Here is a 26,918-nt window from a genome sequence, read left to right on the forward strand (position 1 = left end):
CCGGTGCCGGCACTCATGCTGATATCGAGCATGACACGGCCCACTGCAGGCCAGACGTGAACTGACGCGACCGATGATCTGCAACAGCTGCACAGATGATGGCGGCGATCAAGGTCAACGGCGTGTGTGCCAGGCATCGATCAGCCCTGCCCGGCAACACGTCGCATCGCCGGCAATTGCCCGTAGGTCATCGCTCGCCACAGCCATTCCATCGGACCAAAGCGGAACCGACGCAACCAGAGATGGCTGATCACCACCTGGCTGGCGAACAGCAGCAATGCCGACAGCAGCTGCACGCTGCGAGGCATCACCTCGAACCATCCCAGGCCGTAGTGATAGAACAGGAGCGTGCAGACCAGCGACTGCGCCAGGTAATGGGTCAGCGCCATGCGCCCGACCGGTGCCAGCCAACCCAGCTGCGTGCGCCAGCGCACGATCCACGCCAGGTAGCCCAAGCACATCAGCAGACCGCCGATCGTCACCAGTGCCATCGCGGCTGTCACCGGCAGGTCGTAGGCACCCGGCACCAGGTACGGCTTCCAGGCAACGCCCAGTACCGTGACCAGCAGGCCCAGCGGCAGCGCAATCCAGCGCAGCACCGCGTACAGCCGCGGGAAGCGCTCCGGCGCCACCAGCGCACCGCTGCCGGCGAACCAGCTGCCAATCAGGAACATGCCCAGCACTTCGGGGCCGGTGATCAGCAGCGCACCCATCGACGTGCCGAACTCGCTCAACCGCTGCACGTTGGCCTGCATCCAGCCGCCGTGCCCGTACACCAACCGTTGCTGATCGATGCTCTGCTGCGCCTCAGCCAGCATTTTCTGCACATCCTCGTCCGAGGCCATCGATACCATCGCGCCGACCATCAGCATCATCACCACACCGCCCAGATAGAGCATCACGCCCATCCATGGCAGCCAGCTGCGCGGCGCCTCGCGGCAAGCCAGCAACGGCAGCGACACCAGCGCGTACATCACCAGGATGTCACCGGACCAGACCAGCAGCGCATGGCACAACCCGATCAGCAGCAGTCCGGCGCTGCGGCGCAGGTAGAACGGAGTGAAGCCACGCCCGGCCACTTCAGCGCGCTGCGCCATCACCGCAAAGCCGGCACCGAACAGCAGCGAGAACAAGGTAAAGAACTTGCCCTGCACGAACACGTAGACGAAGGCGTCAGCCCAATAGTCGATGCCCTGCCAATGCGCGTCGATGCCGGTGAAAGCCAGATCCAGCGGTCCGCTGAAGGCCTCGATGTTCATCAGCAGGATGCCCAGCAGCGCGGCACCGCGCAGCATGTCCAGCACCGCGATGCGTTCGCCGGAAGCCACCGGCTGCAGGGAAGGAGAAGCGGCGTTCACGGGGGATCCGTCGGGCAGATTCGCCATTATGCCGCTGGCCTGCGCGCCATGGATGGCCGCGCCGTGTTCCACAAACGCAACGGCCCGCCGTAGCGGGCCGTTGCAGCCATCACGATCGCGCTGCGATCAGTGCTGGTGACCACCGTCGCCGTGGACGTGGCCGTGGTCGAGCTCTTCCTTGCCGGCTTCGCGCACGTCGACGATTTCCACGTCGAAATGCAGGTCCTTGCCGGCCATCGGGTGGTTCAGGTCAACGTCGACAACGCTCATGCCGACCTTCTGCACGGTCACCGCACGCGGGCCGAAGTTGGTCTGCAGCACGACCTGCTGGCCCGGGACCAGCTTGGTGTTGCCGAAGTGCTTCTTCGGCACGCGCTGGGACAGGCCGTCACGGCGCTCGCCGTAGGCGTCGGCCGCCTTGACGTCGACATTGAAGGTCGCGCCGGCTTCCTTGTCCATCATGGCGTTTTCCAGGCCCGGGATGATGTTGCCGTGGCCAATCAGGATCGCCAGCGGCTCGCCGCGGTCCTTGGACGATTCGATCGGCTCCTGGCCGGCTTCGGAAACGGTGTAGTGGAAGCGGACAACGCGGTCTTTTTCGATCTTCATGCGCAACTCTGTATGGATCTGCCGGAGGCAGGCGGGTTGGGGCGGGTTGTCGCCCGGCGGGGACGCCGCCATCATGACGGCCAATCCAAGGTGGCGCATTATCCGGAGATCATGCAGATCACGCCAGTTTCGTCCGGCCCGCGCCGGCTCCTCGCCCCGGCCCTGCTGCTGGCCCTGCCCCTGTTGATGACCGCCTGTGGCGGCGGCAAGGCCACGCGCCCGGCCCCACCACCGCCCTCGGCGAACTGGCCGAAGACGGTGCCGGACAATCCCGAGGCCGCCAACTCGGTGCTGATGCGCGCCATCAGCCTGGTCGGCACGCCTTACCGCTATGGCGGCAACACGCCTGATTCGGGCTTCGACTGCAGCGGACTGGTCGCCTACGTCTATCGCGAGATGCTGGACCTGAAGCTGCCGCGGACCTCGCGCGACCTGGCCGCGGTGCAGGGCCCGAAGATCGATCCGCAGCGCCTGGCCACGGGTGACCTGGTGTTCTTCGGCAGCCGCGGCAGCGTCACCCATGTAGGCATTTATGTAGGTGAAGGACGCTTCGTGCACGCGCCGAGCACCGGCGGTACGGTTCGCCTCGATTCGCTCAGCGGGCCCTATTGGAAAGACCACTACACCGGCGCAAAACGTGTTCTTCGCTAAAATGAACAGGCGACATGTTCAAAAGTGTGACGTCCATCACCATCAAAATAACGGTTTTATAACGGAATTTTTAACTTTTAGATGCGTCCGCAGGGCATGATGCCCCATCGTTTTTTTCCTGTGACCGACGCGTGACGACTGACGACCTGAAAAGCGAAGGCCAGACTTCCGTATCTTCACGTAGTGCCCGCCCGCTGTTGCTTGGCTTGGCACTGTGTCTGACCAGCCTTCCGGCCTGGTCGCAGACTGCTCCGAACCGTTCCGATGTGACCCCGGCCCCGGCGGCCGAGAACACCGCCCGACCGGCTGCCAAGGCCGAGGCTGCTGCTCCGCAGCGCAGCCGCGTCGATGCCGCCGCCAGCGCCACGCTGGCCGCCCTGCTGCCGCACCTGGCCGCCAACGACACCATTCCGCTGATGGACCGCTCGGCCGTAGTGGCCGGCGACCTCAGCCGCCTGCTTGCCAACTACGACACCAGCAGCGCCGCCAACGGCAGCGTTGTCGGTACCGCCGCCGACAACGGCAAGGTGCAGTCGCTGCTGCGCCGCGCAATGACGCTGCTGGGTACCCCGTACCGTTGGGGTGGCAGCAACCCGGACAGCGGTTTCGATTGCAGCGGCCTGGTCGGCTACGTGTTCCGCTCGGCCCTGGGCATCGAGCTGCCGCGCGTCTCGCGCGAGATGGCGCACGACGACAACGCCGAACTGATCAATGACCGCACCGCGCTGGCCGCGGGTGACCTGGTCTTCTTCGGCCGCAAGGGCCGTGTTGACCACGTCGGCATCTATGTTGGCGACGGCCGCTTCCTGCACGCTCCGAGCTCGGGCAAGGACGTCCGCGTGGACACCCTGCTCAGTGGCTACTGGGGCAACAAGTTCATGCAGGCCCGCCGGGTCGACCTCTGATCTGGCCCGCTGGCGCCACGGCGCCGCCTGATAGGAGAAAAAGCCGCTGCCCCTGCAGCGGCTTTTTTGTTGTTGCCCGTTATGGGTGGGTAGCTGCCGACCTTGGTCGGCACTCTCCATCCACGCATGGCGTGGATCTACCGGGGGGGGGGGCCGCCTTGGTCGGCAACGCGTCCGCCATCCCCCAAACAAAAGGCCCGCCGGTCAGGGCGGGCCTTTCATTTCCACGCAACCTCAGCCGCGTGGCGGCGTCGGATCTGGATCGTCCACGCCCACGTTGCTGGACGGGTTGTCGTACACCGCCTGGTCGAGCAACCCGGTTTCCTTGGCCACGATCACCGGTACCAGCATCTGGCCGGTCACATTGGTCATCGTGCGCATCATGTCCAGGATGCGGTCGATCGCGTACAGGTAACCGATGGTTTCCAGCGGCAGGTTGGCCGCACTCAGCACCACGGTGGCCATGATGACCGCCGTACCCGGTACGCCGGCGGTGCCGAAGCTGCCCAGCACCGAGGCGATCAGCACCACCACGTACTGTTCCGGCGTCAGCGGCACGCCGCTGTACTGCGCGATGAACACCGCGCACAGCGCCGGGTAGATCGCGCCGCAGCCGTCCATCTTGATGCTCGCGCCCAGCGGCACGGCAAACGAACCGTAGTCCTTGTTCACACCCAGGTTGTGGGTGATCGAACGCAGCGCCACCGGCATCGCAGCGAAGCTGGACGAACTGACGAAGGCGACCTGCATGCCCGGCGCCGCACCACGGAAGAACTTCAGCGGGTTCAGGCCATGGGCAAGCAGCAGCGCGCTGTAGACCACCACGATGTGCAGCGCGCAGGCGACATACAGCGCCAGCACGAAATGACCCAGTGGCAGCAGCTTCTCGAAGCCATAGCTGCCGACCAGGCCGGCGATCAGGCCGAAGGTACCGATCGGGGTAACCTCAAGCACGAAGCGGGTCACCTGGATCATGATGTCGCTCATCTGCCCGACCAGCTTGCGCGCTTCGGTCACCTTCTCGCCCAGCTTGACGATGGCAAAGCCGACCAGGCCGGCGAAGAAGATCACCGGCAGGATCGAGCCTCGGCCGGCGGCCAGCACGGTTTCACCCGCTGCGTTGACCTTGGTGCCGATGCCGGACAGCGCGTAGAAGACATTGGCCGGTACCACGTCCAGCAGCACCTGCACCACGCTGGGCACTTCACGCGGCACGTAGTTGCTCGCCATCGACAGCTGCAGGCCACCGGCGCCGGGCTGCAGAACGGTGCCCACGCCCAGGCCGACGCAGACCGCCAGCGCTGCGGTGATCACGAACCACAGGAAGGTGCGGCCACTGAGCGCGGCGACCGACTTCTGGCCGTGCAGCGACGAGATCGCATTGATGACCGCGAAGAACACCAGCGGCACCGCGATCATCTTGATCAGGGTGACGTACAGCTCGCCCAGCGGGCCGAACCAGGTTTCAGCAGCCGGGCCGAGCGCCCAGCCGGCCAGCGCGCCAAGCACGAAGCCACCGACCACGCGCTGCCAGAATGGAATCCGCAGCCAGGCAGAGACCAGCTTCATAGGCAATCCAGAGGGGAAGGAAGGGATGCTGGCACGATAGCCCAAGGCGGCCCGCAGAACGACCGCCGGGCGGGCAAATCAGTGTGTCATCGGCGTGCCTTGCGAGGGCGGGCATAATGAACGTCCCGTTACAGTTTGTGAGATCCCAGCGTCCATGCGCCGTTCCGTCTCCCTGTTGGCCGCCTGCGCCACCACCCTGCTGCTGGGCGCCTGCGCCAGCACCACCCCCGCGTCCGCCCCGGCCGGCCTGAAGGTCGCCGTCGATCCCGTTGCCCATCCGGCCGGCGAGACCCCGCAGTGGTGGTACCGCAGCGGCGCCGCCCAGGCCGCCGCCAACGGCGCGATGTCCGGCAAGGCCAGAAACGTCATCCTGTTCCTCGGCGACGGCATGAGCCTGACCACCGTGGCCGCCTCGCGCATCTACGAAGGCCAGCAGAAGGGCGGCTCGGGTGAAGAGAACCTGCTGTCCTGGGAGCGCTTCCCGGCCACGGCGTTCAGCAAGACTTACAACACCGATTCGCAGACACCGGATTCGGCCGGCACCATGACTGCCATCACCACCGGCGTGAAGACCCACATGGGCGCGATCGGCGTCAGCGCCGGCAGCCGCACTGACTGTGCCGACAGCCTGTCCAAGGGTCTGCTCACCTGGCTGCAGCTGGCCGACAGCGCCGGCCTGGCCACCGGCGTGGTCTCCACCGCGCGCCTGACCCATGCCACCCCGGCCGCCACCTACGCGCACTCGCCCGAGCGCAACTGGGAAAACGACACTGATCTGACCGAAGCGGCCAAGGCCGCCGGCTGCAAGGACATCGCCCAGCAGCTGCTGTCCACCTCGCGCTATGGCCGCGGCCCGCTGGTCGCCCTGGGCGGTGGCCGTGGCGAGTTCACCACCGTGGAGGAGCGCGACCCCGAGTACGACGACAAGGTCGGCCAGCGCCTGGACGGCCGCAGCCTGGTGCAGGAATGGCAGCAGGCGCATCCGCAGGGTGCCTACGTCTGGAACAGCAAGCAGCTGGCGGCGGCCGCGAATGCGCCGGCCATCCTCGGCCTGTTCGAGCCGGACCACATGCGCTACGAATACGAGCGTCCGCAGGATCCGGGTGGTGAGCCGAGCCTGGCCGAACTGACTGCCGCCGCGATCAAGAATCTTTCAAAGCACCAGGAAGGCTACGTGCTGATGATCGAAGGCGCGCGCATCGACCACGCCAACCACAGCGGCAACGCCTACCGGGCGCTGACCGAGACCGTGGCGCTGTCCGACGCCGTGCGCGTGGCCAACGAACTGACTTCGGCCGATGACACCCTGATCATTGTCACCGCCGACCACTCGCACACCCTGAATTTTGTCGGCTACCCGGCGCGCGGCAACCCGATCCTGGGCAAGGTGAAGGACAAGGGCGGCGAAGATGGCGCCGGCAAGCTCGACTACGCGCTGGACGGCACCGGCCAGCCCTACACCACCCTGAGCTACGCCAACGGCCCGGGCCACACCGGCAGCAGCAACCAGCAGCCGGCCGGCAGCAAGCGCTACCCGCACAATCCCAGCACCTTCGAACCGGCCCACGGCCGCCCGAACCTGCGCGAGGTCGACACCGAGCATCCGGACTACATGCAGGAAGCGCTGGTGCCGATGAAGTCCGAATCGCACGGTGGCGAGGACGTCGGCATCTGGGCCCGTGGCCCCGGCAGCAAGGCGATCCGCGGCACGCTGGAACAGAACGCGATCTACCACATGATCGTGCAGGCCACCCCGGCCCTGCGCGAGCGCCTGTGCCAGGCCGGTACCTGCGATGACAAGGGCGTGCCGGTGCAGTTGCCGGCGCCGACCGTCTTCGAGCGCAAGGCCGAGGCCAAGTGATGGTGTGGCCGGCACGCCCTGCCCCTACCAGCGGCCGCCTCGCGCGGTCGCTGGTCCTGCTCGGCGTGCTGGCCAGCGGCAGTGCGCTGGCGCAGGGACCGGCCTGCAAGGTCATGACCGAAGAGCATGGTCTCTGGATGCTGCCGGGCTGCGAGGTCGAAAACGGCCGGCCGCAGATCAGCCGGGACATCCTGGCGCAACTGCCGTACGACGATCACGGCCTGGCCGTGGTCTACGCAGGCGAAGGCTTCCACTACATCAACCGCAAGGGTCGCAGCCTGCCGGTGATCACCTGGGACAACGGCCCGGAAACACCGCAGGAAGGCCTGTTGCGCGGGCGCGTTGGCAATCGCGTGGCCTACTTCGATCTGAAGTTCCAGCAGACGGTACCAGGCACTTTCGATTTTGCGTGGCCATTCCAGGATGGCGTGGCTGAAGTCTGCAATGGCTGCCGTCGTGGCACGCCGGATGGCGATGGCCACACGCCGATGGAAGGCGGCGACTGGTTCCGCATCGACCGCAAGGGTCGTCGAGTGAAGTAGGTTTTCGGCAGGGCTGCGCCCTGCACCTGCAGACGCAACGGCAACAGCCGAAGCAACAGCGTGCATTCCGTGGGATGGCGGGGCACTGTGGGTTTGCGGGGACGGCGCAAGTACGTCCATGTAGCCTTGATCGCCGCATCCATGCGGCTCACACCCCGCAAACCCACAGTGCCCCGCCTTCGACAGTTTTCCGGCGGCCGGTAGATCCACGCCATGCGTGGATCAGATCTGTCAGATATCGAATTGAATCCGGGGTCAGATCCGTTTTCCTGCGGAAAACGGATCTGACCCCATCAACATGCCGGACAGCTCGCAGGAAACTGTCGAAGGCGGGGTGGGTCCGGTTGCGGGGGCGTGAGCCGCATGGATGCGGCGACCGAGCTTACATGGATGTACTTGCAGCGCCCCCCCGCAACCGGACCCACCCCGCCTGCCCTCAGGAAACCCGCTTCTGCTGTTGCTTCGGCCGTTGCCGTTGCTTGCGCGTCTGCGGGTGCAGGGCGCAGCCCTGCCGACCAACCCTATACTTGCCGACGTGAGTGAATTCCCTGCCCTTGTTCCGCTGGATGCGCCCGTGCTGGTGGGCTACAGCGGCGGTGTCGACTCGACCGTGCTGCTGCACTGGTTGTGGCGCTGTGCACAGGCCTCCGGTACCCCGCTGCGCGCGGTGCACGTCCACCATGGCCTGCAAGCTGCAGCTGACAAGTGGGTACTGCACTGCCAACAGCAGTGCATAGCATTGGGCATCGAACTGGCCGTACACCGCGTGCAAGTCGAAAGCGATACAGGCCTGGGACCCGAAGGTGCGGCCCGGCAGGCACGGCGGGCGGCGTTCGCGGCCGAACTGCGCGAGGGCGAAACGCTGGCGCTGGCGCAGCACCAGGACGATCAGGCCGAAACGTTCCTGCTGCGCGCCTTGCGTGGCTCCGGCGTCGACGGCCTTGCGGCGATGTCCGCCGACAGCCTGCTCGACGGTCACCGTCTGTGGCGACCACTGCTGCAGGTGCCCCGCAGCACCCTGCTCGACCATGCCCGCCAGCACGCACTGCGCTGGATCGAAGACCCCAGCAATGGCGATGACCACGCCGATCGCAATTTCCTGCGCCTTCAGGTGCTGCCGCTGCTGCGCCAGCGCTGGCCGCATGCGGCCAGCGCATTGGCGGGCAGCGCGTTGCATTGCAGGCAGACGCGGGACCTGCTGGATGAAGAAGACGCGGAACTGATCACGCATCTGGAAGTGGCACCGCGCGTGCTGTCGCTGCAGCTGCTGCGCCAGGTCTCGCCGGGCCGCGCCGCGCGCGTGTTGCGTGCCTGGGTGGTCGGCCACGGTGCCGCGCCGCTGCCGGCCACGGTGCTGCAGCAGGCACTGGACGAACTGCTGCCGGCCGACAACGACCGCCAGGCGCGCGCGTGCTGGCACGATCACGCGATCCAGCAATGGCGCGACCATGCCTACCTGCTGCCCGCGCAGCTTCCCGTGCTGCCGAACGACTGGCAGACCGAATGGGACGGGCGAGCGCCGCTGCCCCTGCCCGACGGTGGCCAGCTGCGCCTGCAGGGCATCGCTGCCTTCGAACGCCCGCTGCAGGTGCGCGCGCGCGTGGGTGGCGAGCGCATCCAGCTGCCCGGACGCCAACATTCACACGCGCTGAAGGACTGCCTGCAGCGCGAACATCTTGCGCCGTGGCGTCGCGCGCAGCTGCCGTTGATCTTTGATGGCGCGCAGTTGCTGGCCGCCGCCGACGTGGTCATCGCCGCACCACTGCAGGCCTGGTTGCAGGCGCACGACGCGCAGCTGCAGTGGCGGCCGGGCGGCTGGTGAATTGACCCCCGCGCGCGGCCCGTCCACACTTGCCGCATGGCCAAGAAGTCCCCCGAAAACGCCTCCCCGGTCGCCCAGTTCGAGCAGTCGCTCGAATCGCTGGAGCAGCTGGTGGAGCAGATGGAAACCGGCGAGCTGAGCCTGGAAGCGTCGCTCAGTGCTTACGAACGCGGTGTCGGTCTGTACCGCCAGTGCCAGCAGGCGCTGGAGCAGGCTGAACTGCGCGTGCGCCTGCTCAGCGATCCGGCCCAGCCGGAAACCGCCGAACCTTTCGACCCGCCCAGCCATGACGGCTGAGGCATTGTTCGCGCGCTGGCGCGACCGTATCGAAAGCCAGCTCGACGCCGCCCTGCCCTCGCCGGCCGAGGCGCCACAGCGCCTGCACCAGGCCATGCGCTATTCGGTGCTCGGCGGCGGCAAGCGCATGCGCCCGCTGCTGGTGTATGCCAGCGGCCAGCTGTTCGGCGCGCAGACGGAAAGCCTGGACGCGGCGGCGATGGCGGTCGAACTGATCCACGCTTATTCACTGGTGCATGACGACCTGCCGGCCATGGACGACGACGCCCTGCGCCGCGGCAAGCCGACCACCCACATCGCCTTCGACGAAGCCACCGCGATCCTCGCCGGCGATGCGCTGCAGACTCGTGCTTTTGGTCTGCTGGCCGATGCACCGCTGCCGGCAACGCTGCGCGTGGCCTGCCTGCAGACCCTGGCGCATGCCTCCGGTGCCTCCGGTATGTGCGGCGGCCAGGCCTTGGATATCGATGCTACCGGCCAGCAGCAGACCTTGGCGGCTCTGACCCGCATGCACGCACTGAAGACCGGCGCGCTGATCCGTGCAGCGGTGCGCATGGGCGCGCTGTGCGGCCAGGCCCACGAACCACAGCTCGCCCAGCTCGACAGCTTCGCCGATGCGCTCGGCCTGGCTTTCCAGGTGCGTGACGACATCCTTGATGTCGAAGCCAGTTCCGAGCAGCTGGGCAAGACCGCCGGCAAGGACCAGGCGCAGGACAAGAGTACCTTCCCCGCCCTGCTCGGCATGGACGGTGCGAAGGCCCAGCTGCGCGAACTCGCGGCCCGCATGCAGGCCACCTTGGCCGCCTATGGCGAGGAAGCCGACGCGCTGCGTGCGCTGGCGACGCTGGCGGTGGAACGCGATCACTGATCGCTGGCGGTGATGCTGCCGCGCTGCGCGCTCGACGGGCATGGCCCGGCGCTGCCGCCAAGCAAAAACGCCCGGCAATGCCGGGCGTTTTCGTTTCAGCATGCAGCCGGTCTTACTTGATCAGGCGCAGGGTGAACGGGTAGCGGTACGCTTCACCGTTGTTGGCCTTGACCGCTGCGATGATGCAGAACACCAGGTTGATGATGCCGACGATCGGGGCCAGGATGCCGCCGATGATCACGATCATCAGGATGATGCTGATGACCATGGCGATGGTCACGGTGATCTGGAAGTTCAGGGCTTCCTTGGCCTGGTCGGTGACGAACGACTTTGCAGCATCGTCCTTGTTGATCAGCCAGATGATCAGCGCGCCGATGAAGCCGGTGAAGATGCCCAGCAGGTGGGCAGCCAGGGCCATGGTGCGCTGGTCGGCCGGCACATCGGTGGTGACCGGCGGCGGCGGGACGTTATCGAATTCGCTCACGACAAAACTCCTTTTCATTGGGTGGTCTTGACCCACCAGCACCAAGCTGGTTGGGTCAGGCGGGCATAGCTTACGCCATCGACGCCATCAATCATTACCGGCGATGGTCATCCGCCCCAACAGGATCGAGCCGGTGCGGATGTGCGAGCGCGGGTCGACATCGCTGCCGACCGCTTCGATCGAACGGAACATCTCGCGCAGGTTGCCAGCGATGGTGATGCCGTCCACCGGGTACTGGATCTCGCCGTTCTCGACACGGAAGCCGCCAGCCCCCCGCGAGTAGTCGCCGGTCACCCCGTTCACGCCCTGTCCCATCAGCTCGGTCACCAGCAGGCCGTCGCCCATCTGCCGGGCAATCTCCTGCAGGGAACCGGCGTTGGCGGCCAGCTGCAGGTTGTGCACGCCGCCGGCATTGGCGGTGGTCTGCAGGCCCAGCTTGCGCGCCGAGTAGCTGCCCAGCACATAACGCTGCAGCACACCGTCGCGGACCAGGGCCGAGGCGCGGGTAGCCACGCCATCACCGTCAAAGGCAGCCGAGCGCAGGCCACGGCGAAGGTGCGGCAGTTCCTCGATCTGCATCCAGTCCGGGAACAGCTGCTGGCCGACGCTGTCCAGCAGGAAGCTGGCCTGGCGGTACAGCGCACCGCCGGACACGGCCGAGAGCAGATGGCCGACCAGGCTGCGCGCCACTTCCGGGGCGAACAACACCGGCATGCTGCCGGTGGACAGCGACCGTGGCTGCAGGCGGGCAACGGTGCGTTCGGCGGCACGGCGGCCGACCAGGCCCACATCCTCCAGGTCTTCACGGGCCAGCGCTCCGGTGTACCAGCCGTCGCGCTGCATGCCATCACCCTGGCCAGCGATCAGCGCACATCCGATCGAATGGTGGGTGCCGCGCTCACGGCCGACGAACCCATGCGAATTGGCGTACACCGACAGGCTCTGCATGCTCGACACCGAGGCACCGTCGGAATTGCGGATCTGCGCGTCAGCCTCACGGCCGGCGGTTTCACAGGCCAGGGCCAGGTCCACGGCCTCATCGGCCTGCAGCGCCCACGGATGCCAGGCATCCAGATCCGGGAAATCGGTGGCCATCAGCGCGGCCTCGGCCAGCCCGGCGGCCGGGTCGTCCTCGGTATGCCGGGCAATCGCGCAGGCCTGCTCGACGGTGGCCGCCAGGCTGGCCTCGTTCAGGTCGCCGGTGCTGGCACTGCCCTTGCGCTGGCCGAAATAGACGGTGACGGCGATGCCGCGGTCACGCGTGGACTGCACGGTCTCCACGTCCCCGAGGCGCACATTGACCTCCAGGCCACGGTCCTCGCTGCAGCTGACCTCGGCCTGGCTGGCGCCCAGCGCGCGGGCACGGTCGAGCAGCTGCTGGGAGAGGTCGGCCAGCCGTTCCAGCCGGGCCGGGCTGTCGTCACCGACGGCGACTTCAGGGGCGATCACGTTCAATGCTTTATCCTGTACAGGTTGGGCCCGGCATCACGCCGGGCGACTTTTTTTGAAATCAGGTATGGACGATGCGCGGACGCGACGAAGAAACCGGTGAATTCCACGACAAGAGCCGCAGCCAGAACCGGCGCGACGCGCTCGACGTTCTGGCCCTGGGCGAGAAGCTGGTGTCGCTGACCCCGGCCCAGTTGGCGCGCCTGCCGGTTCCGGAAGACCTGCTGCCGCACATCGCCGAGTGCAAGCGGATCACCGCCCACATCGCCCACAAGCGCCAGCTGGCGTTCCTGGCCAAGCACATGCGCCGCGAAGAAGATGCCACCCTGGATGCGATCCGCGATGCGCTGGATGCCAACAGTGAGACCGGCCGCCGCGAAGTGGCGATGATGCACCGTGCCGAAGACTGGCGCGAGCGCCTGCTTGCCGAGGGCGACAAGGCGCTGGCCGCCCTGCTCGATGACTACCCGCAGGCCGACCGCCAGCAGCTGCGCACGCTGGTGCGCAACGCCCAGGCCGAAAAGGCCAAGAACAAGCCGCCGCGCGCCTACCGCGAGATCTTCCAGGTGCTGCGTACGCTGATGCTGCCGGCCGCGCTGGGCCTGAAGGCCAGCGACGACGAGGTCGAGGCCGACGACACGGCCGACGCCAGCGACGAGGACTGAGTCCCCGCCGGGCCTGGCGGTGGCGCTGGCCATCGCCCGGTTCAGGCCTGGGTACCGCCGACGGTGATGCCTTCGATCAGCAACGACGGCTGGCCGACGCCCACCGGTACGCTCTGGCCGTCCTTGCCACAGATACCCACGCCTTCGTCGAGGGCCAGGTCGTTACCGACCATGCGCACCTTCTGCATGGTTTCCGGGCCGTTGCCGATCAGGGTCGCGCCTTTCACCGGCGCGGTGATCCGGCCATCCTCGATCAGGTAGGCCTCGGTGGCCGAGAACACATACTTGCCGCTGGTGATGTCGACCTGGCCGCCACCGAAGTTGACGGCATACAGGCCCTTCTTCACCGACCGGATCATCTCCTGCGGATCGTGCTGGCCGGCGCGCATGTAGGTATTGGTCATGCGCGGCATGGTCAGGTGCGCGAATGATTCGCGGCGACCGTTGCCGGTCGGCGCCATGCCCATCAGCCGTGCATTGAGGCTGTCCTGCATGTAGCCAACCAGGATGCCGTCCTCGATCAGCGTGGTGCACTGGGTCGGGTGGCCTTCATCGTCGATGTTCAACGAGCCACGGCGGCCGTCCAGCGTGCCGTCGTCGACGATGGTCACGCCCGGGGCAGCCACGCGCTCGCCGATGCGACCGGCGTAGACGCTGGTGCCCTTGCGGTTGAAGTCACCTTCCAGGCCGTGGCCGACCGCTTCGTGCAGCAGCACGCCGGGCCAGCCCGGCCCGAGCACCACCGGCATGACACCGGCCGGCGCCGGCACCGCGTCCAGGTTCACCAGCGCCTGGCGCAGCGCCTCGCGGGCGAACGCTTCCGGACGTCCCTCGGCGAACAGTTCGGCATAACCATAGCGGCCACCGCCGCCGGCATAGCCCGATTCACGGCGGCCGTTCTGCTCGACGATCACCTGCACGTTCAGGCGCACAAGCGGGCGCACGTCGGCGCCCAGCACGCCGTCGGTGCGGGCCACCAGCACGGTGTCCACGCCGCCGGACAGGCTGACCATCACCTGCTTTACGCGCGGGTCGGCGGCACGCAGGTAGCCGTCCAGGCGCTTGAGCACCTCGACCTTGGCCTCGTTGCCCAGGCTGTCGATCGGGTCCAGGGTCGGGTACAGCGCGCGCGCGTTGCCGCGCAGCAGCGAACGCCCGGACTGGGCACCGCCTTCACGCGAGATCGCACGCGCCGACTGCGCCGCCGCCAGCAGCGCGTCGGCATGGATGTCATCGGAGTAGGCGAAGCCGGTCTTCTCCCCGGCAATCGCGCGCACGCCCACGCCCTGCTCGATGGAATGGGCACCGTCCTTGACGATGCCGTCCTCCACGCTCCAGCTCTCGCGGCGGGCGTGCTGGAAATAGAGGTCGCCGAAGTCGACACCAGGGCCGAGCAACTGGCCGAAGGTGCGCTCCAGGCCAGCGGTATCCAGGCCACCGGGGCGCAACAGGCGGTCTTGGGCAAGCGTCAGGGCGGTATCAGTCATGGTCTCGATCTGGGGATGCGGGGGCGCTCAGGCAAGCCCCGTGAACAGGAGGGCCACGCTCAGCGCGAGCGCGGCAGGTCGGTGACGGTCGGCGGAATGGCCGGCGCCGGCTTCGGCGCGGGCGGCGGAGTCTTGTCGCGGCTGCGTTCGATCACTTCCACTTTCGGCTCCTTCCATGGACCGGTCACCTTGTACGTGCGGGCGCCGATTTCACCCAGTGGCTTGGACAATACCGCATTGGTGGCGGCACCGAGCGCAGCGCCCACAGGCCCGCCGGCCACCGCACCGACCACGGTCAGCAGGTTGCCGGCACGCGGGTTGACGTCGATGGTCTGGTCGAACTGCTGGTTGCGCAGGTCGGCCTGGCCGCGGATGGTGATGTTCGCCGCCGGGCCCTCGATCAACACCTTGTCGGTACGTGCCATGCCCTGGCCGAACTGCATGCTGCCGTCGATCTGGTTGAACGCGAAGCCCTTGGAGAAGAAGTCGCGGAAGTCGAACATCAGGCGCCGCGGCAGCTGGGTGACGCTGAGCAGTCCCAGCACGCGGCCGGCACCCGGCTCCAGCTCCAGCAGCTGGCCGTTGCGCGCATGCAGATCGAGTGTGCCCTGCAGGTTGCCCAGCTGGAAGTCCGACGGACCGCCGCTCCACGACGCCTGCAACTGCGCCCGACCCGAGCCGCCGCGCAGCTGGCCGCCGTAGTCGAGGTTCTGCATGAGTCCACCGAGGTCTTCGCTGCGCACCTGCGCGGTCAGTTCAGTGCGCGCACCACCACTGCGGCCCAGCCAACGGCCGCTGATGTCGATTTCCTGGTCCGGCGCGCGGAAGCGCAGCTCATCCACGTTCAGGCCATTGCCCAGCGGCCGCGTGCGCAGCACCGTCTGGCCGAGCACGACCTTGCCGAACTTGAGGTCGGCGATGTCCAGCGCGAACGGCGGCAGCTTGGCCGGGTCCATGTCATTGGCACCGGCCTGCACCCGCGCCGGCGCGGCAGCCCCGGGGGACGGCGGCAGCGACTGCCAGTGCACTCGGTCGAGCTGGCCACTGATGGTGCCGCCCTCGGCGTTGGGTACCGTCAAACGGCCGGCCAACGTAGGTCCATCCAGGCGCACGTCCAGTGCCTGCGGGCCGGGCTGCAGCTGCAGCCGGGTCTGTTCGAAGACGCCGCCGATCAGCATCAGCTTGCCGACCTGCACATCCACCGCACGCAGCGGCATCGCATCATCGTCGCCACCACCACGGGCCAGGCTGATCCACTCCAGCGCGTCCAGGGTCGGGCTGCGGCCGTTGACGGTCAGCCCGCTCGGTGGGGGCTCCCGGTCAACATGATCGCTGCCCAGGGTGACCTGCACGCCGGTGCGGTTGTTGTGGCTGCGCGCAGCCAGGGCCAGCCGCTGGCCGAAGGCTACATCGATTCGGCCGGCGCCCATCGGCAACTGCGCAGCCACCGTGGTCGCCAGCGGCTCGCCGGCGGGTTTGTCCAGCGGCGCCGGCAGGTCAAGACGGGTGCCGACCAGGTCCGAGCTCAGCCGCAGTTCGCTGGGCGGGGCCGGTGCACCGGGCGCGACCTTCGGCAGGTTGACCGCAATGGTCCACGGCGAGACACCGCTGATGTAGGGCTTGAGCCAGGCCATCTCCGGCGCGCGGTCGATCAGCACGCCAGCGTCGAGGTTGGCCGACAGCTGCGATTCGAAGGCCAGTTTGCTGTCGTGCACATAGCCGCCGGCCCGCAGGCTCAGGCGACCGTCCTGGCCGAGATGACGCACCGCTAGTTCCTCGGCGCCGAAACCACCGTTGCCGTAGCGCGCCTGCCCCTGCATGTTGTCGAAGGTCAGCTGGAAACGCTTGTCGACCAGCTTCACCCCCGCCAGATCTACCGTGCCCTGCAGGTGGCCGCCACCTTCATCGTGGTGCAACGGCTGCAGCAGGTCGAAGGTCACATGCGCCGGGCCCGCCGCGGTCAGGTTGTCCAGGGTGTCGCCATAATCCTTGTGCAGCGGGCTCTGCCGCAGCATCGCCAGCAGCTTGCCTGCCTCGCTCTGGGTGTCGGCGCGCACGTACAGCGGCTGCTGGCCGAAGTCCGCAATGCCCGCTTCGAATTTCTGCACGGCCACACCGGCCAGGTCACCGCGCCCACGCATGTCGAAGCCCGGCCCGATGAAGGCGATATCGGCGTCGACCTGGCTCATCAGCGGCCAGTCGTGCTGGAAGCGGATATCGCCGTTGGTGATGTGGCCGGTGGCTTCGAAGCGGCCGTCATTGTTGTCGAACGGCCAGTCGTCCAGGTCACCACTGACCAGACCAATGCCGCCACGCACCTGGCCACCGGCCAGCGCCATGTCCAGCCAGTCGGTAGCGCCCTTGCTCATTCTGGAGTGGATCCAGAAGCGCTTGGCCGCGATCATCGGCACATCATCCAGTTTCGCGGCCAACTGCAGCCACGGCCGGGTGCCATCGCCCTGGAACCAGACCCCGCCACGCACGTCAGCGGCGTAGTCGGTGCCTTCCACGCGCATCGCCGCAGTGCCGATACGCCAGCCACCGCCCTCGTCGCGCCAACCCACCACCTGGCCGGCCAGATGCAGGTCATGGCGCACGCCAAAGCCGGTCGGCCAGTCGAACTGCAACTGGCGCTGCGGCTGCAGCTGCAGGCTGAAGCCATTGGCATCGCCCTCGAAGCGTCCGCCAAGGCCACGCAGGCCAGGCGAATGACCGACGCTGGCAAAGCCCAGCGACTGCAGCTCGCCCTGTGCCCACAACGGGCCATCGCGCTCGCCGGACAGCTGCAGCTCTGCGACGTCCAGCTGCGGCTTGGACAGGAACAGCCAGCGGCGCAGGCCGGGGTCAAGGCGGTCGCTGAGCGCCAGTGCGCGCAGCGCGGTACCGGCCTGTACTTCACCGGAGCTCATCTGCAGCTGCTTGCCGACCTGCAGCTGCAGGCCATCGAGCTGCTGCTCGCCCTCTTCCGTCTTCAAGCGCAGGCGCGGGACCTGCAGCGCCCAGCCGTCGGCCTGGCGTTGCCAGCGGAGGCGTGCCTGCAGGCGCTGCAGCTGCAGCTGCGGTGCAGCCAGCTCCGGCATCGGCGCGCCGTCGATGCGTACGTCGCGCAGGTCCGAATCGGTGGTCAACGCCACCGGTGCGAAATCACGCAGGGTCAGCCACAGGTTCAGTTCGCCCTTGCCCTCGCGCAGGCGAATGCCGCCGGCCGCCAGCAGCGGCGACCAGGCATGGAAATCGACCGGGTCGGCACCCAACCAGGCCTGACCGTTGCCGCCTGCGCGGTCTACGTCCAGTACCGCGGTCAGCGGCAGCGCATCGGTCTGGGCCCAGGCCCGCACGCCCACCCGCAGACGCTCGCCGTTGACGCGCAGGCGCAGATCGATGCGTGGCAGCGTAGTGTCGATGCCGAGGCCAGGCGCATGCACGCCCAGACGACCACCAATCACCTGCAGCTCGCCCAACCGGCGCAGTGCGTCCAATGGATCACCACCGCTGTCGGATCGGGGCAGGCCGCGTACCGACCAGCGCCCGTCCTCGCCCTGCTGCAGGTCCAGCGCCAGCCCGCGCAGGCGCAGCTCGGTCAGCGAGCGGCCCGGCAGCAGGCCGCTGTACATCGACACCAGCACTTCGGCCTCGCCGATAGCCAGGCCCTGCCCTGCACCGATGCGCAGGCCCTTCAGCTGCAGCAGCGGACCACGCCGGGTCCAGGCGGTCTGCAACTGATCGAAACGGACCGGCTGGCCGGCACGCTCGCTCAGCCACGCAGCAATCTTTTCAGGATGGCGCTCGGCCAGCGGCAGCAGCTGGCTGAGCGTTCCCACCAGCAGCGCAAGCCCGACCAGGCCGACCGCACAGGCGGCAATGAAATGACGGCGGATCCTTCGCAGTCGCAGGCGCGGCGGCGCGCTCATCGGCCTCGGCCGGCGCGTTGCCGGCGTTGATCAGAGCAGAACCACATCGTACTGCTCCTGCAGGTACTGCTCGTCCGCCTGGAAACGGATGCTCTTGCCGAGGAACTCCTCAAGCTCGGCCACTGCTGAAGACTCTTCGTCGGTGATGCGCGCGACCACCTTGGTCGAGGCAATCACCAGCAGGCGCGCGGCATCGAACTGGCGCACCGCTCGGGTGATCTCGCGGAAGATCTCGTAGGTCACCGTTTCGGTGGTCTTTATGGTGCCGCGGCCACTGCACTGCGGGCAGGTTTCCGACAGCTGGCGCTCCAGGCTTTCCACCGTGCGCTTGCGGGTCATCTCCACCAGGCCCAGCGGCGAGAAGTCGTACACCGTGGTCTTGGCATGGTCGCGCGCCAGCGCCTTTTCCAGCGTGCGCAGCACCTGGCGGCGGTGCTCGGGATCATCCATGTCGATGAAGTCGATGATGATGATGCCGCCCAGGTTGCGCAGCCGCAGCTGCCTGGCCACCGCCTGCGCGGCCTCCAGGTTGGTACGGAACACCGTCTCTTCCAGGTTGCGCTGGCCAAGGAACGAGCCGGTGTTGACGTCGATGGTGGTCATCGCCTCGGTCTGGTCGATCACCAGGTAGCCGCCGGACTTCAGCGGCACCTGCTTGTCCAGCGCGCGGCCGATCTCGTCCTCCACCCCGAACATGTCGAAGATCGGACGATCGCCGCTGTACAGCTCGATCTTCTCGGCCAGCACCGGCATGTACTTGGCCACGAAGGCCTGCAACTGGGCGAAGGTCTCCTTGGAGTCCACCTTCACCTTGTCAACGTCCTTGCGGATGAGGTCGCGCACCGAACGCAGCGGCAGGCTCAGGTCTTCATAGATGTTGCTGCACGAGGCCGCCTCGCGGCCACGACGTTCGACCACGTTCCAGACCCGCGACAGGTAGGCCACGTCCTCGGCGATGGCTTCGGCCGGCTGGCCTTCGGCATTGGTGCGCACGATATAGCCGTAGCCACCGTGCTGGGCCGACAGCTCGGTCACCAGCGCCTTCAGCCGCGCGCGCTCGCCTTCATCCTCGATGCGCGCCGACACGCCCACCACCTTGGACTGCGGCAGCAGCACCATGTAGCGCGAGGGAATGCTGATCTGCGTGGTCAGGCGGGCGCCCTTGGTGCCGATCGGGTCCTTCACCACCTGCACCACGATGTCCTGGCCGTCGCGCAGCAGCTCGACGATCGGCACGCTGGACGGCGGCGGCAGGGTGGTGTTCTCGGTATCGGCGCTGGCCACCGGGGCCGGCCGCACCACGTCGTTGGCATGCAGGAACGCGGCGCGCTCCAGCCCGACCTCGACGAAGGCCGCCTGCATGCCCGGCATGACCCGCTGCACCTTGCCCTTGTAGATGTTGCCGACCACACCCCGGCGCCAACCGCGCTCGATGTGCAGTTCCTGCAGCATGCCGTTCTCGATCACCGCGACGCGCGTCTCGCGCGGGGTCACATTGACCAGGATTTCCTCAGACATCGGCAGCCTCCCTGGCGGCATCAGCAGTTGTGGCCGGCACGCCGCAGCGCGCCAGCAGACGATCGGTATGCAGCAGTGGCAGCCCCATGACACCGGAGTAGCTGCCGGAAAGATGTTCGATCCAGCGCTCGGCACCGCCCTGGATGGCGTAGGCGCCGGCCTTGTCCAGCGGCTCGCCGGTGGCCACGTAGGCGGCGATGTCGGCGCTGTCGATCGGCGCAAAGGTCACCTCGGAAACGACCAGCTCGCTGTCCAGTCCTTCCGCGCCGACCACCACCACCGCGGTCATCACCTGATGGGTACGCCCGGCCAGCCGCGCCAGCATCGCCCGCGCGTCGCCAGCATCGGCCGGCTTGCCGAACACCTCGCCGTCCAGCACCACTTCGGTGTCCGAGCCGAGCACCCGCGCCTGCGGGTCATCGGCCAGCACCCGGGCCAGGCCGGCACGTGCCTTGTCGGCAGCGACCCGGCAGACATACTGTTCGGCGCTTTCAGCGGGCGCGCGCTGCTCGACGACCTCCAGGTCCAGGGCCTGGAAGGGGCGTCCGAGTCGGGCCAGCAGCTGGTTGCGTCGGGGGGAGCGGGAAGCAAGATAGAGCATCGGCACAGCATAACCTGAGGCCGCCACCTGAATCGTCGGCAACCCCTCGCGGAACGCTTCCAACCCCGAACAGGCTCACAACGCGTTCATCGCTACGACACCACCCTCACCCCACAACAAGGAGATCCCATGCGCCTGACCGCCACCCCGCTGCTGCTCGCCCTGTCCCTCGCCCTTGGAACCTCGATGACCGCCCATGCTGCCCCGTCGTCGCCGTCGATCGCCGCCCCGGCCGAAGGCACCCTGCTGAACATCTCGTCCAACGCCGAAGCCACCCGCGTGCCGGACGTGGCCACCTTGTCGGCCGGCGTAGTCACCCAGGCCGCCGATGGCAACAGCGCGATGCGCCAGAACGCCCAGCAGATGGACAAGGTGCTGGCCGCGATCAAGGCTGCCGGCATTGCCGAGCGTGACGTGCAGACCAGCGGCGTCAGCCTCAACCCGCAGTACCGCTATGCCGACAACGAAGCACCGAAGATCACCGGCTACCAGGCCAGCAACACGGTCAGCCTGAAGGTGCGTGACATCGCCAAGCTCGGCAAGGTACTGGACGCACTGGCGGCGCAGGGCGCCAACCAGATCAATGGCCCCAGCTTCGAGATCGACCAGCCGGAACCGGTCTATGACGAAGCCCGCCTGGCCGCACTGAAGAAAGCCCAGGCCCGCGCCCAGACCTATGCGAAGTCGCTGGGCCTGCAGGTCCGTCGCATCGTCAGCATTTCCGAGAATGCCGGCGGCGGCTATCGCCCGATGCCGATGATGCGGGCAATGTCGGCCGGCGCAGCGATGGACAAGGCCACCCCGGTCGCGCCGGGCGAGTCGACCGTCTCGGTCAACCTGGATGTGGTGTTCGAACTGGGTCGCTGATCCAGTTCGTCATTGCCGACAAAGGCGGATCCCGCAGGGGATCCGCCTTTTTTCATGCCCGCGGCCGGCACTGGCTGAAGGCCAGCCCAACGATCGCCCCCCTGCCTCTAGGCAGTAGCCGCCGCGCCGCGCTACTGATGCACTGCCAGCCGCGTGCGGCAACCCCGTGATCGGCCCTGGTGCGTTGAGGACTTCGTCACTGGCATGGAGGTGGACCATGGTTCGTACGTATCCCGTTGCATCCCCGCACTTCGACCCCGCCCGCGTTGCCGCCTGGAGCGCGGCCATCGCCCTGCATCTGATCGCGCTGCTGATGTTGCTGATCCCGGCGACCTACCACGCCGTCACCGCACTGCCCCGCGACAACACCACGGTGCGGCTGATCCCGAAGGAACAGCCCAGACCACCGGAGCCGCCCAAGCCGCCCACCAACCCGGAACAGGTACAGGTCAAGGCCGAGCCACGGCAGCAGACCGTGCCCACGCCATTGCCCGCTCCCACCGCCACTGCCGAGGAGGCACAGGGCATCATCCTGCCTGCTGCCGAGCCTGCGCCGGTGCAGGTGGCAGCGAGCATCGACAGCTCCACACCGCTGGCCGGTGCCCAGCTGCAGTACCGCAGCGCCCCGCCGCCGACCTACCCGGCCCCGGCGCTGCGCAACCACGAGCAGGGCACGGTGCTGCTGCGGGTGGAGGTCGACCGCAGCGGCCAGCCGGTGGCAGTCAGCATCGAGCGCAGCAGTGGCTCGCGCAGCCTGGACCAGGCCGCTCGCCAGCAAGTGCTCAGGCACTGGCGCTTCGAGCCGGCCCAGCGTGATGGCGTGGCCGTGCCGGCCATCGGCATGGTGCCGGTACAGTTCTCGCTGCCGGACTGACGTGATCGCCGGCCCGGCTATCTGCCGGGCCGGCCCTTCCGTCCGGGCGGGTACGGACGGAACAGGATCAACTGTTATCAATTAAGCAAAAATTCACGACTTCGTCACCTGTCGGAAACCTAGATTGGTCCGTCCCGGAACCTTCCGGAGACAGCCCTCAACGCTAAGGTTTTCCAGTTAGGAGAGAAGCTGTGAAACACCCGATCCAACGGCCCGCCAGCCGCCGCCGCTGCACCCTGGCATCGTCCATCACCCATATCCTTACCGGCGGCACCCTGCTGCTGGTTGGCGCCGTGGCTTCCACCTCCGCCTTCGCGCAGGAAAAGGCCACCAACCTGGACCGGATCACGGTCACCGGTTCGAACATTCCGCGTACCAACACTGAAACACCGTCCCCTGTGCAGGTGGTGACCCGCCAGGAAATCGACCGTACCGGCAAGACCACCCTTGCCGAGTATCTGCAGACCATCACCGCAGACGGCGCGGGTTCCATTCCCAAGACCTTCGGCAACGGATTCGCAGGTGGTGGCGCCGGCATCTCGCTGCGCGGCCTGGGTGCGGGTTCCACGCTCGTCCTGTTGAACGGACGCCGAATGGCCACCTACGGCCTGGCCGACGATGGTCAGAAAGTGTTCACCGATCTGAGCACCATTCCGCTCGATGCCGTTGAACGCGTGGAAGTTCTGAAGGACGGCGCCTCGGCGATCTATGGCTCCGACGCCATCGCCGGCGTGGTCAACATCATCCTGCGCAGTGACTTCCAAGGCGCCATCCTGCGTGCGTCCTATGGCCTGTCCGGCGACAGCGATGGAGATTCCAAGAAGGCGACCCTGACTGCTGGCACCGGTGACTTGGCCAGCGATGGCTGGAACGCGTTCTTCAGCCTGGACGTCGGCAAGACCGATGCGATCAAGATCAGCGATCGAAAGAACCGCAAGTGGATCGGCACCGGCGACACACGTCCGTGGGGCTACGACGCAGCCGATTCGCAGTTCCTGGGCGGCGCGTATCTGTCCAAGGGCACGGCAGGCGGCGTCGGCCCCAATGGTTCGGTCTTCGACGACCGCAATGTAACCAAGGACAATCCTGCCTTCCTGGTTGCGCTGCCGGGCTGTGCGAACCTCACCACCATTCCGGGCCAGACGGATGCAAGCGCGCAGGCGCAAGGCTGCCTGTGGGATCCGGCGCAGCAGTATCGCGACCTGACTCCCGAAGAGAAGTACATCAACGTGTTCGGCCGTGCCAGCTTCGCTTTCGGCGAAGGCGGCGAGATCTACACGGAGATCGGCTACTCGAAGAAGGAAACGATCTTCAGCAACACCCCGTCAGGCGCTGCGGGTACCTGGGGCTATCCGGGCGGCGTCGTCACCGCGAACAGTGGCTCCAAAGCCACCGTGCTCGGCCCGAACCATCCTGACAACCCGATTCCCGGCCAGGCCTCGAGGCTGCGCTATTCGGCTTGGGATGTCGGTCCGCGCGTGACCAACAACACCAACGAGTTCAACCGTTTCCTGGTGGGTGTCAAGGGCAACTGGGGTGACTGGAGCTACGACACCGCCTACCTGCATTCGGCGACCGACCTGGTCAACAAGCGCACTGGTTTCCTGCGCTACAGCGCCGTGCAGTGCGCACTGGGCAATCCGAACTGCGCAGGTGGCGTGTGGCGCATCGGCGACAATGCCAATCTGAATTCGCAGGCGTTGTACGACTACATCTCACCAACCATCAGCGCCCGTGCGAAATCCGGCCTGGACATGTTCGACTTCACCGTGTCGCGCAGCCTGATGGACCTGAAGGGTGGTCCACTGGGCCTGGCAATCGGCACAGAATGGCGCAAGACCAGCAACAGCCTGACCCCGCAGACCTACACCGACACGGGTGACATCATCGGCCTGGGTTACTCGGCCTACGATGGCACCCAGAACGTGTATGCCGGTTACGTCGAACTGTCCGCACCTGTGCTGGAACAGCTGGAACTGTCCGGTGCCCTGCGATACGACAAGTACGAAAGCGGTGAAGGCAAGGCCACGCCGAAGCTCGGCGTGAAGTGGACTCCTGCCGATTGGATCGCACTGCGTGCCAGCTATGCTGAAGGCTTCCGCGCACCGAACCCTGCCGAAAACGGTGACGGTGGCCTGGCTGCTTTCTCGAACGCATCCGACCCGGTTCGTTGCGCCATCGACTCCGACGAATGTACCGCCCGCACGGTGGCGATCATCACCCGCCCGAACAAGGATCTGAAGCCGGAGGAATCCAAGAGTTACTCGGTGGGCATCGTGCTGCAGCCGACGTCCTCGACCTCGTTGACCGTCGATGCCTGGCAGATCAAGCGCACCAACGAAATCGCCCAGGGCAGCACGACGGCAGCGATCCGGGCCGGCAACGTGGTGCGTGACATCAACAACATCGGCGGCGTTGCCAACAGCGGCAATATCCTCGCAGTCAACACGGCCTACGTGAATGCCAACTCTTCACGTGTTCGCGGCATCGATACCGACATCCGCCAGACCTTCGACATCGGCCCGGGCCAGCTGGAGATGGATCTGCAGTGGAGCCACATCCTGAAGTTCGAGCGAACCGAAGGCACTGAGACCGTCGACTATGCCGGCACCCACGGCAACTGCGACGTCACCAACTGCATCGGCACGCCGAAGGACAAGATCAACTTCGGCACCACCTGGCGGCAGGGACCGTGGAGCGTCAGCGGCGTTGCCAACTACATCGGCAAGATGGACAACACCGATAAGCGCGGCGGCACGTATCAGGCGTTCTATGCAGACGGCACGCCGGTGACGAAGATCTCCTCCTTCACTACGTTCGACCTGTCGGGGCGCTGGAACATCACCGACGCCTTCGAACTCAACGCCTCCGTGGCCAACGTATTCGACCGCATTGCTCCTCTCGATCCGACCACATATGGCGGTGTGAATTACAACCCGATGCACTTCTCTGGTGCGCTGGGCCGTTACTTCACCGTCGGTGCCAAGTACACCTTCAAGTAATACAAGCGCCATCCGTCAACGCAGTACCTTCGCAGGCCCGGGCATCTGCCCGGGCCTTCGTCGTTCTGCCCCTTGCAGGCATGTTCACAAGCACATGGCTACCGTGTGCACGCGGCATCATCGCCGCAGGGGATCTCCATGACCGCGACATCGCAGCGCCTGGGCCTGCCCGCGTTGACTGCACTGGTGGTCGGCTCGATGGTCGGCGCAGGCATCTTTTCATTGCCGCAGAACGTGGCGCGCAGCGCCGGCCCGGCCGCCGCTCTGATCGGCTGGGCCCTGAGCGGCGCGGGCATGCTGATGCTGGCCTTCGTGTTCCAAGCGCTGGCCAACCGCCGGCCTGATCTCGATACCGGCATCTACGCCTACGCGCGCGAGGGCTTCGGCAATTACATCGGCTTCTCTGCTGCGTGGGGTTACTGGGTCGCCTCGGTACTGGGCAACGCCAGCTTCTTCGTGCTGATCTTCAGTGGTCTCGGCCACTTCATGCCGGTCTTCGGCGAGGGCAACACGCCCGCCGCCGTGGCGGCCTCGTCGCTGTTGCTATGGACCGTACACCTGCTGGTGTTGCGCGGCCTGCGTACTGCCGCCATCGTCAACGGACTGGTGACGGTGGCCAAGCTGTTGCCAATCGCACTGTTCCTGATCCTGGCCGCCGGCGCGTTCCGCATGGATGTGTTCCGCGCCGATTTCTTCGGCACGCCCGCACTGGGCGATCTCGGCCAGCAGCTGCGCGGCATGATGCTGGTCACCGTGTGGGTATTCATCGGCATCGAAGGCGCCAGCATCTACTCGCGTCGTGCCGCCCGCCGCGCCGATGTCGGCCGCGCTACGGTGATCGGCTTCGTGGGTGTGTGGCTGCTGCTGGTGCTGGTCAGCCTGCTGTCGATGGGCGTGCTCTCACAGGCCGAACTGGCAGGCCTGCCCAATCCGTCGATGGCCTACGTTCTGCGTGCCATCGTCGGCGAATGGGGCGCGACAGTGATCATCGTCGGCTCGATCATTTCCGTGCTGGGTGCGCTGTTGGCCTGGGTACTGCTGTGTGCCGAAGTGCTGTACGCCGCCGCGGGCGATGGCACGATGCCCGCGTTCCTGGGCCGCGAAAACGCGCGCGGTGTGCCGGCCAATGCACTCTGGTTGAGCAACGGGCTGATCCAGTTGTTCCTGCTGCTGGTGCTGGTCAATTCCGGCAGCTACACCGGGCTGGTGCTGCTGGCCGCATCGATGAGCCTGGTGCCCTATTTCCTGTCGACCGCGTTCGGTGTGCAGCTGGCCTGGCGCGGTCACGCCTACGCAGGTGAACCGGGTGTGCGCTGGCGCGATTTCGCGGTTGCGCTGCTGGCCAGCGCGTATGCTCTGTGGCTGGTGTATGCAGGCGGCCTGGACAACCTGCTGCTGTCGGTGCTGCTATACGTACCGGGCGTAGTGTTGTTCGCGCTGACCCGGCGCCAACGCGGCGAACAGGTATTCACGCCTTGGGAGTGGGTGCTGTTTGGTGCGATCCTGATCGTAGCGATCGCCACGCTGGTGGCGTTCTGGCGAGGAGCACTGACACTGTAAAGCCGAGCATGGCTAGGC

General features: G+C 66.8%; 21 protein-coding genes. 12 read left to right on the top strand and 9 right to left on the bottom strand.

What is annotated here, in order from left to right:
- Window positions 1-140: 140 nt before the first annotated feature.
- Together ACZK2G_RS15775 and ACZK2G_RS15780 are read right to left on the bottom strand one after the other, a co-directional pair.
- Complete coding sequence (locus ACZK2G_RS15775; protein ID WP_478473802.1) at window positions 141-1,385, bottom strand: DUF418 domain-containing protein; 1,245 nt, start codon at window positions 1,383-1,385, stop codon at window positions 141-143.
- 99 nt (window positions 1,386-1,484) lie between these two features.
- A complete protein-coding gene (locus tag ACZK2G_RS15780; protein WP_012511747.1) occupies window positions 1,485-1,967 on the bottom strand; it encodes an FKBP-type peptidyl-prolyl cis-trans isomerase in 483 nt (160 codons plus the stop codon).
- 111 nt (window positions 1,968-2,078) lie between these two features.
- On the opposite strand from ACZK2G_RS15780, the gene ACZK2G_RS15785 reads away from it, so the two are divergent.
- Together ACZK2G_RS15785 and ACZK2G_RS15790 are read left to right on the top strand one after the other, a co-directional pair.
- Complete coding sequence (locus tag ACZK2G_RS15785; protein ID WP_012511748.1) at window positions 2,079-2,618, top strand: C40 family peptidase; 540 nt, start codon at window positions 2,079-2,081, stop codon at window positions 2,616-2,618.
- A gap of 146 nt (window positions 2,619-2,764) precedes the next feature.
- Complete coding sequence (locus tag ACZK2G_RS15790; protein WP_426355739.1) at window positions 2,765-3,523, top strand: C40 family peptidase; 759 nt, start codon at window positions 2,765-2,767, stop codon at window positions 3,521-3,523.
- Between the two features lie 234 nt (window positions 3,524-3,757).
- Here the strand turns inward: ACZK2G_RS15790 and ACZK2G_RS15795 are convergent, their stop codons facing one another.
- Window positions 3,758-5,092, bottom strand: a complete 1,335-nt coding sequence (locus tag ACZK2G_RS15795; protein WP_046988032.1) for a dicarboxylate/amino acid:cation symporter — start codon at window positions 5,090-5,092, stop codon at window positions 3,758-3,760.
- A gap of 154 nt (window positions 5,093-5,246) precedes the next feature.
- Between ACZK2G_RS15795 and ACZK2G_RS15800 the strand changes: the two genes are divergently transcribed.
- From ACZK2G_RS15800 to ACZK2G_RS15820, 5 genes are all read left to right on the top strand, one after another.
- Window positions 5,247-6,953: an alkaline phosphatase gene (locus tag ACZK2G_RS15800; RefSeq protein ID WP_478473805.1), complete on the top strand. Its 1,707-nt coding sequence runs from the start codon at window positions 5,247-5,249 to the stop codon at window positions 6,951-6,953.
- On the top strand, window positions 6,953-7,495 hold the full coding sequence (locus ACZK2G_RS15805; RefSeq protein ID WP_478473806.1) for a WG repeat-containing protein: 543 nt from the start codon (window positions 6,953-6,955) through the stop codon (window positions 7,493-7,495). The genes ACZK2G_RS15800 and ACZK2G_RS15805 overlap by 1 nt, the downstream gene beginning before the upstream one ends.
- 535 nt (window positions 7,496-8,030) lie before the next feature.
- Window positions 8,031-9,317 (top strand): tRNA lysidine(34) synthetase TilS, encoded by a 1,287-nt coding sequence (tilS, locus tag ACZK2G_RS15810; RefSeq protein ID WP_478473807.1) that lies wholly within the window; start codon window positions 8,031-8,033, stop codon window positions 9,315-9,317.
- 36 nt (window positions 9,318-9,353) lie between these two features.
- Complete coding sequence (locus ACZK2G_RS15815) at window positions 9,354-9,614, top strand: exodeoxyribonuclease VII small subunit (RefSeq protein ID WP_006381978.1); 261 nt, start codon at window positions 9,354-9,356, stop codon at window positions 9,612-9,614.
- The gene (locus ACZK2G_RS15820; RefSeq protein ID WP_046983572.1) at window positions 9,604-10,482 is read left to right on the top strand and encodes a polyprenyl synthetase family protein; all 879 of its coding nucleotides are present in this window, start codon (window positions 9,604-9,606) and stop codon (window positions 10,480-10,482) included. The genes ACZK2G_RS15815 and ACZK2G_RS15820 overlap by 11 nt, the downstream gene beginning before the upstream one ends.
- 112 nt (window positions 10,483-10,594) lie before the next feature.
- Here the strand turns inward: ACZK2G_RS15820 and ACZK2G_RS15825 are convergent, their stop codons facing one another.
- On the bottom strand, window positions 10,595-10,966 hold the full coding sequence (locus ACZK2G_RS15825; RefSeq protein ID WP_012511754.1) for a DUF4870 domain-containing protein: 372 nt from the start codon (window positions 10,964-10,966) through the stop codon (window positions 10,595-10,597).
- A gap of 87 nt (window positions 10,967-11,053) precedes the next feature.
- Window positions 11,054-12,421 carry a metalloprotease PmbA gene (gene pmbA, locus ACZK2G_RS15830; RefSeq protein ID WP_136639648.1) on the bottom strand — a complete coding sequence of 456 codons (1,368 nt, stop codon included), beginning with the start codon at window positions 12,419-12,421 and terminating at the stop codon, window positions 11,054-11,056.
- A gap of 68 nt (window positions 12,422-12,489) precedes the next feature.
- Between pmbA and yjgA the strand changes: the two genes are divergently transcribed.
- Window positions 12,490-13,080 (top strand): ribosome biogenesis factor YjgA, encoded by a 591-nt coding sequence (yjgA, locus tag ACZK2G_RS15835; protein ID WP_012511756.1) that lies wholly within the window; start codon window positions 12,490-12,492, stop codon window positions 13,078-13,080.
- Window positions 13,081-13,121: 41 nt separating this feature from the next.
- Here yjgA and tldD read toward each other — a convergent pair whose 3' ends face one another.
- From tldD to ACZK2G_RS15855, 4 genes are read right to left on the bottom strand one after another with little or no spacing between them, the layout of a single operon-like run.
- Entirely contained in the window at window positions 13,122-14,567 is a 1,446-nt protein-coding gene (tldD, locus tag ACZK2G_RS15840) for a metalloprotease TldD (RefSeq protein ID WP_046983570.1), read from the bottom strand.
- A gap of 59 nt (window positions 14,568-14,626) precedes the next feature.
- A complete protein-coding gene (locus ACZK2G_RS15845) occupies window positions 14,627-18,478 on the bottom strand; it encodes a YhdP family protein (protein ID WP_136639647.1) in 3,852 nt (1,283 codons plus the stop codon).
- Between the two features lie 30 nt (window positions 18,479-18,508).
- Window positions 18,509-19,996 carry a ribonuclease G gene (rng, locus tag ACZK2G_RS15850; RefSeq protein WP_478473811.1) on the bottom strand — a complete coding sequence of 496 codons (1,488 nt, stop codon included), beginning with the start codon at window positions 19,994-19,996 and terminating at the stop codon, window positions 18,509-18,511.
- Window positions 19,989-20,597 (bottom strand): Maf family nucleotide pyrophosphatase, encoded by a 609-nt coding sequence (locus ACZK2G_RS15855; RefSeq protein WP_046983567.1) that lies wholly within the window; start codon window positions 20,595-20,597, stop codon window positions 19,989-19,991. The genes rng and ACZK2G_RS15855 overlap by 8 nt, the downstream gene beginning before the upstream one ends.
- Window positions 20,598-20,726: 129 nt before the next feature.
- Here ACZK2G_RS15855 and ACZK2G_RS15860 point away from each other — a divergent pair, with 129 nt between their 5' ends.
- The 4 genes from ACZK2G_RS15860 (at window position 20,727) to ACZK2G_RS15875 (ending at window position 26,900) form a co-directional block, all read left to right on the top strand.
- A complete protein-coding gene (locus ACZK2G_RS15860; protein WP_046983566.1) occupies window positions 20,727-21,464 on the top strand; it encodes an SIMPL domain-containing protein in 738 nt (245 codons plus the stop codon).
- A 217-nt stretch (window positions 21,465-21,681) separates the two neighbouring features.
- Entirely contained in the window at window positions 21,682-22,338 is a 657-nt protein-coding gene (locus tag ACZK2G_RS15865; RefSeq protein WP_046983565.1) for an energy transducer TonB, read from the top strand.
- 191 nt (window positions 22,339-22,529) lie between these two features.
- A complete protein-coding gene (locus ACZK2G_RS15870; RefSeq protein WP_046983564.1) occupies window positions 22,530-25,340 on the top strand; it encodes a TonB-dependent receptor in 2,811 nt (936 codons plus the stop codon).
- Window positions 25,341-25,478: 138 nt separating this feature from the next.
- Window positions 25,479-26,900: a basic amino acid/polyamine antiporter gene (locus ACZK2G_RS15875; protein ID WP_478473813.1), complete on the top strand. Its 1,422-nt coding sequence runs from the start codon at window positions 25,479-25,481 to the stop codon at window positions 26,898-26,900.
- Window positions 26,901-26,918 lie beyond the last annotated feature (18 nt).

The organism is Stenotrophomonas sp. 107298_Sma (assembly GCF_056480345.1).

Excerpts from the sequence above, each read along its gene's own strand:
- ACZK2G_RS15775 (WP_478473802.1), bottom strand. The coding sequence starts at position 1,385 with ATGGCGAATCTGCCCGACGGATCCCCCGTGAACGCCGCTTCTCCTTCC.
- ACZK2G_RS15780 (WP_012511747.1), bottom strand. The coding sequence starts at position 1,967 with ATGAAGATCGAAAAAGACCGCGTTGTCCGCTTCCACTACACCGTTTCC.
- ACZK2G_RS15785 (WP_012511748.1), top strand. The coding sequence starts at position 2,079 with ATGCAGATCACGCCAGTTTCGTCCGGCCCGCGCCGGCTCCTCGCCCCG.
- ACZK2G_RS15795 (WP_046988032.1), bottom strand. The coding sequence starts at position 5,092 with ATGAAGCTGGTCTCTGCCTGGCTGCGGATTCCATTCTGGCAGCGCGTG.
- ACZK2G_RS15800 (WP_478473805.1), top strand. The coding sequence starts at position 5,247 with ATGCGCCGTTCCGTCTCCCTGTTGGCCGCCTGCGCCACCACCCTGCTG.
- ACZK2G_RS15805 (WP_478473806.1), top strand. The coding sequence starts at position 6,953 with ATGGTGTGGCCGGCACGCCCTGCCCCTACCAGCGGCCGCCTCGCGCGG.
- ACZK2G_RS15815 (WP_006381978.1), top strand. The coding sequence starts at position 9,354 with ATGGCCAAGAAGTCCCCCGAAAACGCCTCCCCGGTCGCCCAGTTCGAG.
- ACZK2G_RS15820 (WP_046983572.1), top strand. The coding sequence starts at position 9,604 with ATGACGGCTGAGGCATTGTTCGCGCGCTGGCGCGACCGTATCGAAAGC.
- yjgA (WP_012511756.1), top strand. The coding sequence starts at position 12,490 with ATGCGCGGACGCGACGAAGAAACCGGTGAATTCCACGACAAGAGCCGC.
- tldD (WP_046983570.1), bottom strand. The coding sequence starts at position 14,567 with ATGACTGATACCGCCCTGACGCTTGCCCAAGACCGCCTGTTGCGCCCC.
- ACZK2G_RS15845 (WP_136639647.1), bottom strand. The coding sequence starts at position 18,478 with ATGAGCGCGCCGCCGCGCCTGCGACTGCGAAGGATCCGCCGTCATTTC.
- rng (WP_478473811.1), bottom strand. The coding sequence starts at position 19,996 with ATGTCTGAGGAAATCCTGGTCAATGTGACCCCGCGCGAGACGCGCGTC.
- ACZK2G_RS15855 (WP_046983567.1), bottom strand. The coding sequence starts at position 20,597 with ATGCTCTATCTTGCTTCCCGCTCCCCCCGACGCAACCAGCTGCTGGCC.
- ACZK2G_RS15860 (WP_046983566.1), top strand. The coding sequence starts at position 20,727 with ATGCGCCTGACCGCCACCCCGCTGCTGCTCGCCCTGTCCCTCGCCCTT.
- ACZK2G_RS15865 (WP_046983565.1), top strand. The coding sequence starts at position 21,682 with ATGGTTCGTACGTATCCCGTTGCATCCCCGCACTTCGACCCCGCCCGC.
- ACZK2G_RS15875 (WP_478473813.1), top strand. The coding sequence starts at position 25,479 with ATGACCGCGACATCGCAGCGCCTGGGCCTGCCCGCGTTGACTGCACTG.